This is a genomic window from Longimicrobium sp., assembly GCF_036387355.1.
GTDB lineage: Bacteria > Gemmatimonadota > Gemmatimonadetes > Longimicrobiales > Longimicrobiaceae > Longimicrobium.
In genome coordinates this window covers 1-12015 of the sequence record NZ_DASVTX010000061.1, presented here as the reverse complement: position 1 = coordinate 12015, position 12015 = coordinate 1, and the positions used below count along the sequence as shown (strand labels likewise).

Below are 12015 nucleotides of genomic sequence, written 5' to 3'. Positions count from 1 at the left end.
CGCGCGGCGCCGCGCGCTGCGCGCGAAATCGTCCTGGTTTGCTTGATCACGATTCGGTTCAGTGCAACTGCGGGGGGAACAACCGGGGGGGAAGCTCGGGACAGTGCGGAGAAAGGCCAGCGGACCTGCTACGGGATCCGGAAACAACAGGCGTGAATGCTAATCCCGGAAACCTGGATTGTCCATAGGGGAACGGCCGGCGCGGTCCTCGCCGGAAGGAGAACCGGCGCAACAGCTTGCCGAATGGGGGGCCGGCGGCGTGCGGGATCGGGGCCGGCGGCGCGAGCGCGGCGCGGGGGCCGACAGTATACAGAAATTTCTGCCCCGCGGGAAGCCGCTCCGGTCGCGCCTTCCCAGTCTCCGGAACGGCGCAGACGGCGGCGCGCCCGGCGAATGCGCGAACGCCCGCCGCGATCACGGAGATCGCGGCGGGCGCCCGGAAAACAGCGGAGAGCGGATCAGTACGCGGCGATGCCGGTAATGTCCTGGCCCAGAATGAGGCCGTGCACGTCGTGCGTGCCCTCGTACGTGTAGACCGATTCCAGGTTGGCCATGTGGCGCATGCTCTGGTACTCGATCAGAATGCCGTTGCCGCCCAGCAGGCGCCGCGCCTCGCGGGCCACCTCGGTAGCCATGTTCACGTTGTTGCGCTTGGCCAGCGACACCTGCTCCGGGCGCATGGTGCCCTGCTCCTTGAGCGTTCCCAGGCGCCAGGCCAGCAGCTGCGCCTTGGTGATCTCGGTAAGCATCTCCGCCAGGCGCACCTGCTGGATCTGCGTTCCGCCCAGCGGCCGGCCGAACATCTCGCGGTTGGTCGCGTACTTGAGCGCCTCGTCGTAGCACGCCATGGCCGCGCCGATGGCGCCCCAGCTGATGCCGTAGCGGGCCTGGGTAAGGCACATGAGCGGGCTCTTGAGGCCGCCGCTCTTGGGCAGCAGCGCCGACTCCGGCACCCGCACGTCCTGCAGCACCAGCTCCGACGTGTCGGAGGCCAGCAGGCTCAGCTTGCCCTTCTGGTCCTTGGCGCTGAACCCCGGCGTGTTGGTGGGGACGATGAAGCCGCGGATGCTCTTGCTGTCGTTCAGCTCGCCCGTCTTGGCCCAGACGATGGCGATGTCGGCGGTGGACCCGTTGGTGATCCACATCTTGGCGCCGTTGAGCACGTAGCCGTCGTCCGTCTTCTGCGCCCGGGTAATCATGCCGCCGGGGTTGCTGCCGAAGTCCGGCTCCGTGAGCCCGAAGCAGCCGATGACCTCGCCGGCGGCCATGCGCGGCAGGTACTCGTGCTTCTGCTCTTCCGTGCCGAAGGCGTAGATGGGGTACATGCACAGCGCGCCCTGCACGCTGGCGAACGAGCGGATGCCCGAGTCGCCGCGCTCCAGTTCCTGCATGATGAGCCCGTACGAGATGTTGTCGAGCCCCGCGCAGCCGTACTCCTCCGGCAGGTTGGCGCCGAACACGCCCAGCTCCGCCATCCCCGGAATCAGCTGCTTGGGAAGGTAGCGGTTCACGTACGCGTCGTTGATGACCGGCATCAGGTTCTCGTCCACCCACTGACGCACGGTGTCGCGGATCATGCGCTGCTCTTCGGTGAGCAGCCCGTCGATGTCGTAGTAGTCTACGCCTTCAAACCTGGCCATCGGTTTCGCGCCTGGGTTGGGGAATCGGGTCTGTCTGCTGCGGGCCCGGATGGAAACGGCGGAATGTAGAGGCGGCACCCCGCCCCGGCAACCCGAACCACCTGTTTTCGCTGCACTTCCGCGCGCGGCGGGGAGAGTCCGCGCGGGCGCCTCAACATTATACAAACATCGTACATCACGCGAGTCCCACACCGCCCGGTCCGCAGCCGGTGGCCGAAAACCGCGGGGTGCGGCATCCGGTATCATCCGCCGCGGCCGCCCTGGCCGGCGCCGCGCCGGGTTGAGGCCCGCACATTCCGCATCGAACGAGAGAGCGCCCCGGCGGACACCAGGTCCGCCGGGGCGCTCTCGTTTTCCATCGACCGAAAAGCTAACGGGGCAGACGGATGCGGAAGGTGCTGCCCTCGCCCTCGCGGCTCTCCGCCCAGATCTCGCCGCCGTGCTGCTGCACGATGCTCTTGCAGATGGCCAGCCCCAGCCCCGTGCCGCCCTTGTCGCGCGCATCGGAGGCGCGCACCTGGGCGAAACGCCCGAACACCGACTTGAGCTGCGCCGCCGGAATCCCCCTCCCCTGGTCGCGGACGGAAAGGAGGGTGTCGCGGCCCGCCGTTTCCGCGCCGATCCACACGCATCCGCCGCGCGGCGAGAACTTGATGGCGTTGCTCAGCAGGTTCACGAGCACGCGCAGCATGCGGTCCGGATCGATGAACGCCGTGAGCGTCGTGGGGCGCACGATCAGCAGCACGTCCGCCGCCTCCGCCGCCGCGGCCACCGTTTCCGCCGCCTGCGCCAGGACCTCGGACAGCGCATACGGCCGGCGGTCCAGCACCTCCACGCCGCTCTCCAGCCGCTCCAGGTCGAGCATCTCGTTCACCAGGTGCATCAGCCGGTCGGCGTTGCGGCTGGCGAGGGCAATGGTGTCGCGGGCGCGCTCGGGGCGGCTCTCCAGCAGCCCGCCGTTCAGCAGGTTGAGCGCGGCGCGGATGGAGGTGAGCGGGCTGCGCAGCTCGTGGCTGGCCACGGCGATGAACTCGTCCTTGAGCCGCTCCAGCTCGCGCCGCTCGGTGATGTCGCGCGCGATGGCCTGCACGGACGACACGCCCTGCCGGTCAAAGGTCATGCGCACGCTCAGGCCGATCCACCGCTCCGCGCCGTCCGGCCCCACGGCGGGAAACTCCTTGTACGACAGCGGATTGCGCTGGCGCTTCTGCTTCAGGTAAAACCGGCGCAGCGGGCCGTGCGCGTCCGGGCGCACAAACAGCAGGTACGGCAGCCCGCGAAGCTGCTCCGCCGCCATCCCCAGGTGGTCTGCCCCGGTCTGGTTCACGTAGCGGATGAGCCCCGCGGCGTCCGCCTCAAAGATCATGTCGCTGGCGTTTTCCACCAGGTGCCGGTAGCGCGCCTCGCTCCCCTGCAGCTCGCGCTGCACCGCCTCGCGCCGCGCGATGTCGATCTGCAGCTCCGCCGTCCGCGCGAGCACCGCGCGCTCCAGCGCCGCGTTCTGCTCGCGCTGCTGCTGATACAGGAAGCGGATTTCCAGCAGGTTGCGGATGCGCAGCAGCACCTCCGACACCTCGAACGGCTTGGTGACGAAGTCGCTGGCGCCGCCCCGGAGCGCCCGCTGGCGGGCGGCGGCGCTGTCGTCTCCCGTCAGCATGAGCACGGGGTGCAGCGCGCGATCGGCGCGCACGTCGCCCAGTGCTTCCAGCACCTCGGCGCCGTCCATCCCCGGCATCCGCAGGTCCAGCAGCATGAGGTCCGGCGCGCTTTCGCGGTACTGCCGCATGGCGTCGGCCGGGTCCGTGGCGCTCAGCACGGCGACGCAGCCGGCGCGCTGCAGCATGCGCGTGAGCATGCGGATGTTGGCGGGCTCGTCGTCCACCAGCAGAATGGTGGAGCGCGCCAGGATCGCGCTGGTCTGCTCGTCGCAGCAGAACGTGCTGCCGGGCTCCACGGTGCGGGGGGCGGCTTCGCGCTCCTGCTGCTGCAGCAGGGCCTGAACCTGGAGTGCGCGGGCGGTATCGAGGATCATGGATCGGGGCGGGTTGGAGGACGCCCCCTTCACAAGGCACGCCGCGCACCATCACCAAGAATCGCGTAAACCCCACACTCTGATACACTTGCGCGGATCAGCAGAAACAAGGCAGCTGATCGGATTCCGTACACGCCGCGGGCGCGGTTCCGATCCGCCGTGCGGATGCGGGGATGCCGGGCCGGTGTACGGAATCCGGGCAGTGTCCGCCAATCGTACGCACCACGCCAGCGCGCCCCGGCGGACGTGGAGTCCACCGGGGCGCGCCGTTCATCGACAGGAAAGAGCGTCAGACGTTGAAGCGGAAGAGCAGGATGTCGCCGTCCTTGACGACGTACTCCTTGCCTTCGGAGCGCATCAGCCCCTGCTCCTTGGCGGCCTTTACGCTGCCCGTCTTGACGAAGTCGTCCCAGCCCACCGTCTCCGCGCGGATGAATCCGCGCTCAAAGTCGGAGTGAATGACGCCGGCCGCCTCCGGACCCTTGGCGCCCACGGGGATTTCCCACGCGCGCACTTCCTTTTCGCCCGCGGTGAAGTACACCTGCAGCCCCAGCAGCCGGTAGCCGGCGCGGATCAGCGTGTGCAGCCCCGGCTCGGTGAGCCCCAGCGACGACAGGAACTCCTGCCGCTCCTCGGCGGGCAGTTCGGCCAGTTCGCTTTCGATCTTGCTGCTGATGGGGACGATGTCGGCGCGCTCGCCGCTGGCCTCCACCGCGGCGCGCAGGGCGCGCACGTGGGCGTTGTCGCCCTCCGGCAGGTCCGATTCGGCCACGTTGGCCAGGTACAGCACCGGCTTGCTGGTGAGCAGGTTGTACGAGCGCAGGATCTTCTGCTCCTCGTCGCCGGCCTCCACCACGCGCGCGGGCTTGCCCTCGCTGAGGGCCGCGTTCAGCCGCTCCAGCAGGCCGAGCTCCGCCTGGGCGTCGCGGTCGTTGCCGCGGGCCGCCTTGCGCTGCTTCTCCAGCCGCTTTTCCACCACGGCCAGGTCGGAAAGCGCGAGTTCCAGGTTGATGATCTCGCGGTCGCGCGCGGGATCCACCCCGCCCATCACGTGCACCACGTCCGGATCGTCAAAGCAGCGGATGACGTGCACCACCGCGTCGGTGTCGCGGATGTTGGCCAGGAACTGGTTGCCCAGCCCTTCTCCCTCCGACGCGCCTTCCACCAGCCCGGCGATGTCGACGAACTGCACGGTGGCGCGCTGCACGCGCTGCGGCTGCACCTTTTCCGCGAGCAGGTCCACGCGCGGATCCGGCACCTCCACCATCCCCACGTTCGGCTCCACGGTGCAGAACGGGTAGTTGGCCGCGTCCGCGCCGGCCGAGGTCAGCGCGTTGAACAGCGTGGACTTGCCCACGTTGGGCAGCCCCACGATTCCGAGCTTGAGCATATTGCAAACACCCGAAGGATCAACAGAAAAACGAAGAAGCCGGCGCCCCGCCACGGGGAACCGGCCTCCGCAAAGCTACCCGCCCGGCCGCCGTTCGTCAACGCGGCGCGCGGCTACAGGCCCCGCAGCTCCTGGCGCGTGCCCGCGAAGTGGTTGAGGTCAACGTCGCCGGTGATGCCCGCCACGCGCCCCGTCTGCGAGTACTGCCAGAAGGTCCACCGGCTCCAGCCCGCGGGAATGGCGGGCTCCACCACGTCGTAGTGCGCCACCCAGAGCGGATACTCGGGCATGGCTGCGCCCACGTTCTGGTTCCAGAACCCGGCGCGGACGTACAGGATGGGGCGCCGCCCCGTCGCCTGCTCCACGCGCTGCATCCAGGTGCGCACGCCGGCGGCGATGGCCTGCGCGGAGCGCCCGTCCGTCACCTCCACGTCCAGCACCGGCGGCAGGTCGCCCGCCTGGGGCTGCACCACGCGCAGAAACAGGTCGGCCTGCACCGCGGCGTCCGTCTGCGGGCGGTAGAAGTGGTACGCGCCGCGGGGGATGCCGGCGCGCGCGGATGCCGTCCAGTTTGCGGCAAAGCGCGGGTCGGTGTAGTCGCCGCCTTCCGTGGCCTTGATGAAGGCGAAGTCCACGCGGTCCGCCGCGACGGCGTTCCAGTCGATGGTGCCCTGCCAGTGCGACACGTCGATCCCCTCCACCTGATCCGTGAACGGAGAGGTGCCGGTGGGGACGGTGTCGCATGCGCCCAGGAGGAGCGCGCCAACCACGGCGGCCGCGCGCGCGAATGCGGTGATCTTCATGGATAACAACGACTTGGGATGATCTGCGACCAGAGCCGCTGCCATACCCGCAAGCCGCCACAGGGGTCCTTTCGCGGCACGATCAGATCAGCCCCAGGCGATCCAGCACGTGCACGACAAGCCACAGCCCCACCGCCACCGCCATGGACGCACGGAACTTCGGGCGCGCCCACGCGTGGCGAAGGGCGCCGGGGACGGAGCCCGAAGCGGAGGGCTCCGCCAGCACCGGCTGCAGCCGCGGCCAGTCCCACGCCAGCAGGGTGGCGTAGCCGCAGCAGAGGATGCCGACGGCGATGCGGTCCGATACGGTGAACGGAAGCGCGACGATGAGGACGGCGATGTTGGCGATCACCGGCAGCCCCAGAAGCGCGCCCAGGGTGGCCGTGCGGGGAAACAGAAGGAGCGCCCCGGCCGCGACCTGCGCGACGCCCAGAAACGTCCAGTAGAGCGGCACCGCGTGCAGCGCGTCAAAAAACGGCATCACCGCCTCGGGCCCCTCGTGGTGGATGTTGCGCCCCGCGAGCTTCTCCAGCCCGGGCGCCAGAAACACCACGGCGAGAAACCAGCGCAGGAGCGTGATCCACCCGCCCGCCACGGGGCTGGCGCGGAACCGGTTCAGCGAGCCGTCCATGATCTGAGGAGCCGCGAAAAGGAATCCCGATAACGAAGATCACCCTTCGACCCCATCCATCCCCGAACCGTTGCCCCCTCCGCTGTTCCCCCGCGCACCTCCGTGTCCTCCGCGTGAACCGCCGTTGCCGTCCGGGAATCCACGCCTCTAAAAAGATAAACCGCGCCGGAGCCAGGCTCCGGCGCGGTTCAGCGGTTGTAGCGGTCCATCGCGGCCTCGATGCCGTCGCGCATCCAGACCTCCACGGCGTCGCACAGTTCCGGCAATCGCTCGTCGATCAGCTTGCGGTCGGGCCTGGGAAGCGGGCTCAGCACCCAGTCCGCCAGGTCGCGCCCCTCCGGCTTGGCGCCCACGCCAATGCGCAGGCGGGGATAGTCGCGCGTCCCCAGCGCCTGTTCGATGGACTTGAGCCCGTTGTGCCCGCCGGGGCTCCCCGTGGCGCGGAACCGCACCTTTCCCGGCTCCAGCGCGATGTCGTCCACCAGCACCAGCAGGTCCTTCGTGAGGTCCAGCGCGCCCATCCGCTTGAGCGCCACCAGCACGCCGCCGCTGCGGTTCATGTAGGTGAGCGGCTTGATGAGCCGCACCTGGTGCGGCTCCACGCGCGTGGTGGCGTTGGCCTGCGTCTTTTCCGTCCGGAACTTCGGAACGCCCCAGCGCTGGGCCAGGGCGTCCAGAAGCCACCATCCCGCGTTGTGGCGGGTGTTCTCGTACTCGCGGCCGGGGTTTCCCAGCCCCACGATCACCTTGGCGCCGGCCACATCGCCTCCGTGGTCACCCCCCGCGAGCCACGCGCGCACCCGCTCCAGCACGGAACGCCAATCACTCGCCGGACTTGGTCAGCGGCGTGTCGGGGCCCTCCGGCGAGGCGGTGTCGCCACCCGTCCGCGGCGCGATCACCGACACGATGGGAAGCTCCACGTCCTGCAGGATCTTGAAGTCGCCCGTGGCCACGTCGCCCACGCGCAGCGACTCGCCGATGTCCAGCGCCGACACGTCCACGTCCAGCACGTCCGGGATGCGGTCCGGCATCACTTCCACGTCCAGGTCGTACAGCACCTGGTCCATCACGCCGCCGCCGTCGCGCACGCCGGCGGGAATGCCGCTCAGGCGCACCGGCACCTTGACGTGCACGCGCTCGCCGGCGTGGACGTGAAAGAAGTCCAGGTGAAGGACTTCCGGGCGGTACGGGTGCATCTGCACCTCGCGAAGGAGCACGTCCTGCGTCCCCTGCCCTTCCAGCTCCAGCCGGACGATGGCGTTCACGCCGGTGGCCGCCATCAGCAGCTCCAGCTCGTGGCCGTCCACGGAAATGCCGAGCGGCTTGTCGCCGTGGCCGTACACGACGGCGGGCACGCGGCCCTGGCTGCGGAGCTTGCGGGCGACGCCCTTGCCGCTGGCGTCGCGGGCGACGGCCTTGAGGGTCCTGGTAGTGGCCATGATGGTTCTCCTTCAGACGTGCGAGGCGCGCTTCCGGGCCGGTGTGGCCGGTGGGCGCGCCGCGTCGTGTTTACTCAAACAGGCTGCTGACCGACTCGTTGCTGTGCGTGTACCGGATCGCGTCGCCCACCAGGTCCGCCACGGACAGCACGGTCAGGCTGGGAAAGCGCTTTTCTTCCGGCACCAGCACCGTGTTGGTGACCACGATCTCCTTGAACGGCGCGCTGGTCAGGCGCTCCACCGCCGGGCCGGAAAGCAGGGCGTGGCTGGCGCAGGCGTAGATGTCGTTCGCGCCCCGCTCCTTCAATGCCCGTGCCGCTTCGGCCATGGTGCCGGCGGTGTCGATCATGTCGTCGCTCAGGAGGCAGTCCTTGCCCTCCACCTCGCCGATCACGTTCATGACCTCCGACACGTTGGCGGCCGGGCGGCGCTTGTCGATGATGCCCATGGTGGCGTCCAGCCGCTTGGCGAAGCCGCGCGCCATCTTGGCCGAGCCCACGTCGGGCGAAACGACGACCAGGTTGGTGAGCCCCTTCTGCCGGAAGTACCGGGTAAAGACCGGGGCTGCGTACAGGTGGTCCACCGGCACGTCGAAGAAGCCCTGGATCTGGTGCTGATGGAAGTCGACGGAGAGGATGCGGTCCGCCCCGGCGCTCTCGATCATGTTGGCCACCAGCTTGGCGCCGATGGCCACGCGGGGCTGGTCCTTGCGGTCCTGGCGCGCGTAGCCGAAGTACGGCATTACCGCGGTGACGCGCGCGGCGGAGGCGCGCTTCACGGCGTCGGTCAGCAGCAGCAGTTCCATGATGCTGTCGGCCGGCGCGGTGGTGCTCTGGATGATGAAGATGTCGCGGCCGCGGACGTTTTCGTCGATGCGGACAAAGATTTCGCCGTCGGCGAAACGCTTGATGGTCACCTCGCCCAGCGGCACGCGGAGGTGCGCGGCGATTTCTTCGGCAAGCGGGCGGTTGGCCGTGCCTGCCAGCAGCATGGGGCCACCGCTCGCGAACGCTTCCGGCATGTCCTGACGGGGTTGGGTGAGACGGATTGCGAGCCGGGGAAGATACCTCCCGGACACACGCGCCGAAAGTGCGGGGGGTGTTCAGTACGAGAGTACGAAAGTACGAATGTACGAAAGCCAGGAACACGGCAGCCGCGCTTTGGGGCGGGCCGCACGGGTTGGCGCGACGGAGAGAGGCCCCCATCCCCCACCCTTCCCCCAAAAACCCGTGGGGGAAGAGAGCATTGGGTACGCGCTCTGGAGTTTGTCGCCCGGAACGATTCTCCCCCAGTCTGTTTTGGGGGAGGGTGGGTGAGTAATGCGAACCCGGGTGGGGGCCGCCGTGGAGCCCGCCACTCTCACGAAAGCCTCCGGCCCGTCGATCGTCGAGCCTCCGTCCCCGCTACGACAAAGGGCCGGCTCCCGCGCGGGGAGCCGGCCCTTGCCATCCAACGTGACCGGCGATCCGAGGACTACTTCACGAACTCGGACACGTCGCGCACTTCCACGTTGGCCACGTTGGCGGCGCGCAGCCCCGCCTCCACCTTGCTGCGGTCCCCTACCACGACCACGACCGACTGGCCGGGGCGCACGTACTGGTTGGCCACCCGCCGCAGGTCCGCCGCCGTCACTGCCATCACCCGCTCCACGTACGTCTCCAGGAACGACGGGTTGATGCCGTACGTCTCCAGGCTGCCGTACTGCGCGGCGATGTCCTGCGTGGTCTCCAGCTGGTCCGGCAGGCGCAGCGCCACGTAGCGGCGCGCCTTGTCCAGCTCCGCCTCGGTGACGTCTTCCGTGCGGATGCGGTTGAGCTCCTTGAAGAACTCCACCACCGAGCTGTCGGTGGCGTTGGTCTGCACGCCCGCGCGGGCGGTGAACGGGCCGGCGCCGCGCAGCATCTGATAGCTGCTGCTGGCCCCGTACGCCCAGCCGTGCGTTTCGCGCAGGTTGGTGTTCAGGCGGCTGGTGAACGACGCACCCAGCAGCGTGTTCATCACCAGTAGGGCGTAGTAGTCGGGCGTGTTGCGCGCCACGCCCGGGTGCCCGATGCGGATTTCCGACTGCGCCGCGCCGGGCTTGTCGATCAGGTACAGCGTGGTGCGCGCCACCGTGGGCGTGGGCGGCGTGGCCGTGAGCGACGGGCCGGTGCCCTGCGCGCGCCACGAGCCGAACGCCGCGTCGATCAGCGGGTTCATCTGCGCCGGGTTCACGTCGCCCACCAGGATGAGCGTGCTGTTCTCCGGCCGGTAGCCGCGCGCGTGAAAGGCGGCCACGGCGGCGCGGTTGAGCCCCTGCGTGGTGGCAACGGTGGGGTAGCGCCCGTACGGGTGCCCCGCGCCGTACACCAGGCTGCTGAACGCGTAGTTGGCGATGGTGGTGGCCTCGTCCTTGGCGCGCGCCAGCTGCGTCAGGCGCTCCTGGCGAAGCCGGTCCACCTCGCGCTCCGGAAAGTCCGGGCGCGTCACCACGTCGGCCATCAGCCGCAGCGCCGCGGGAAAGTTCTGCTTGAGCACGTACAGGTTGGCCTGCGCGGCATCCACCCCGGCGCTGGTGCTGAGCGAGGCGCCCAGCAGGTCCAGCGCGTCCGCCAGCTGCAGCGCGTTCTTTCCGCCCGCGCCCTCGTCCAGCATGCTGGCCGTGAACGAGGCCAGCCCCGCCTCGGCGGCCGGCTCGTCGCCGGTGCCCGCGCCGCGGGTAACCATGACGGCGCTCACCACCGGCAGCTCGCGCTGGGCGATGTACACCACCTTGAGCCCGTTGGGCAGCGTGCGGCGCACGGCGTCCGGCAGGTCGATGCGCGGCGCCGGGCCGGTGGACGGCGGCGTGGTGGGAAAGGTCTGCGCCTGCGCGGCCCCGGCAAAGCCGGCCAGGGCGGCGCCGGCCGCGACCGTCGCGAGAGTCCTCATCATCACTGGTTCTCCTGGGCGGCGAGCGCCGTCTTGCCGGTGGGCACAAAGCTGATGACCACGTGGTTGCGTCCGGCCAGGTAGCGCTGCGCGGCCCGCTGCACGTCGGCGGGGGTGAGCGCGCGGTAGCGGGCCAGGTCTTCTTCGGCGTGGTCCGGGTCGGCGGCGTAGTACAGGTACTCGTTCAGGCGGTCGGCCTTGCCTTCTACCGTTTCCAGCGCGCCCACGAAGCCGGTGACCAGCGTGTTCACCACGCGGTCCAGCTCCTCCTGCGAGGGCGGCGTCTGGGCAATGCGGGCCACCTCCTCGTTCACCGCGGCCTCGATGCGGTCCAGGTCCACGTCGGGACGGGCGCGGATGCGCACCCAGAAGTCGCCGGACAGCAGCGATGCATCGTTCCACGCCGAGGTGAACGCGGCGATCTGCTCATCGTACACCAGGCGCTTGTACAGGCGGGCGCTCTTGCCCTGCGTAAGCACCGAGGCCAGGGTGTTGAGCGCGGCCTCGTCGGCCGAAAAGCGCTTGTCGGAGCGCCAGATCATGGTCAGCTCGGGGAGCGTGACCCGGTCTTCGCGCGTGGTGTATGTCGTCGCGGCCAGCTGCGGCAGCGGCACCTGCGGGCGCTCCACGTCGGCGTTGCGCGGGATCCACGAGAAGTAGCGCGTGACCCACTGGCGCACCTGCTCGGTGTTCACGTCGCCCACGATGGCGATGGAGGCGTTGTTGGGCGCGTAGTAGCGGCGGAAGAACTCGTTCACGTCTTCCAGCTGCGCGGCGTCCAGGTCGGCCATGCTGCCGATGGTGGTCCACGAGTACGGGTGGCCGGCCGGGTACAGCAGCGTGGAAGCCGTTTCCCACAGCATGCCGTAGGGCTGGTTCTCGTAGCTCTGGCGGCGCTCGTTCTGCACCACGCCGCGCTGGCCGGAGAGCTTGGTGGGGCTCATGGCGTCCAGCAGGCCGCCCATGCGGTCGGCCTCCAGCCACAGCGCCAGCTCCACGGCGTTGGAGGGCATCACCTCGTAGTAGTTGGTGCGGTCGGTGTTGGTGCTGCCGTTGTTCCGCGCGCCGGCCGCTTCCAGCAGGTTGTCGAAGTCGCCCTCGGCAACGTTCTTGGAGCCTTCGAACATGATGTGCTCGAAGAGGTGGGCAAAGCCGGTGCGGCCCTGCTT

10 protein-coding genes are annotated in these 12015 nt (G+C 69.3%); all 10 read right to left on the bottom strand.

Annotated features, from left to right (window positions below):
• Positions 1-458: 458 nt before the first annotated feature.
• Positions 459-1640, bottom strand: a complete 1182-nt coding sequence (locus tag VF665_RS03010) for an acyl-CoA dehydrogenase family protein (protein ID WP_331051921.1) — start codon at positions 1638-1640, stop codon at positions 459-461.
• Between the two features lie 370 nt (positions 1641-2010).
• The gene (locus VF665_RS03005; protein ID WP_331051920.1) at positions 2011-3672 is read right to left on the bottom strand and encodes an ATP-binding protein; all 1662 of its coding nucleotides are present in this window, start codon (positions 3670-3672) and stop codon (positions 2011-2013) included.
• A gap of 289 nt (positions 3673-3961) precedes the next feature.
• Positions 3962-5062 (bottom strand): redox-regulated ATPase YchF, encoded by a 1101-nt coding sequence (gene ychF / locus VF665_RS03000; protein WP_331051919.1) that lies wholly within the window; start codon positions 5060-5062, stop codon positions 3962-3964.
• A gap of 113 nt (positions 5063-5175) precedes the next feature.
• Entirely contained in the window at positions 5176-5865 is a 690-nt protein-coding gene (locus VF665_RS02995; RefSeq protein ID WP_331051918.1) for a glycoside hydrolase family 25 protein, read from the bottom strand.
• An 82-nt stretch (positions 5866-5947) separates the two neighbouring features.
• Positions 5948-6496 (bottom strand): DoxX family membrane protein, encoded by a 549-nt coding sequence (locus VF665_RS02990; RefSeq protein WP_331051917.1) that lies wholly within the window; start codon positions 6494-6496, stop codon positions 5948-5950.
• A gap of 188 nt (positions 6497-6684) precedes the next feature.
• Positions 6685-7257 carry an aminoacyl-tRNA hydrolase gene (gene pth / locus VF665_RS02985; RefSeq protein WP_331051916.1) on the bottom strand — a complete coding sequence of 191 codons (573 nt, stop codon included), beginning with the start codon at positions 7255-7257 and terminating at the stop codon, positions 6685-6687.
• Between the two features lie 61 nt (positions 7258-7318).
• Positions 7319-7936 (bottom strand): 50S ribosomal protein L25, encoded by a 618-nt coding sequence (locus tag VF665_RS02980; protein WP_331051915.1) that lies wholly within the window; start codon positions 7934-7936, stop codon positions 7319-7321.
• A 70-nt stretch (positions 7937-8006) separates the two neighbouring features.
• Positions 8007-8957: a ribose-phosphate pyrophosphokinase gene (locus tag VF665_RS02975; RefSeq protein ID WP_331051914.1), complete on the bottom strand. Its 951-nt coding sequence runs from the start codon at positions 8955-8957 to the stop codon at positions 8007-8009.
• Positions 8958-9409: 452 nt separating this feature from the next.
• The gene (locus VF665_RS02970; protein WP_331051913.1) at positions 9410-10849 is read right to left on the bottom strand and encodes a pitrilysin family protein; all 1440 of its coding nucleotides are present in this window, start codon (positions 10847-10849) and stop codon (positions 9410-9412) included.
• The coding region (locus VF665_RS02965) for a pitrilysin family protein (protein WP_331051912.1) at positions 10849-12015 on the bottom strand (1167 nt) is incomplete at its 5' end. The genes VF665_RS02965 and VF665_RS02970, both read right to left, overlap by 1 nt.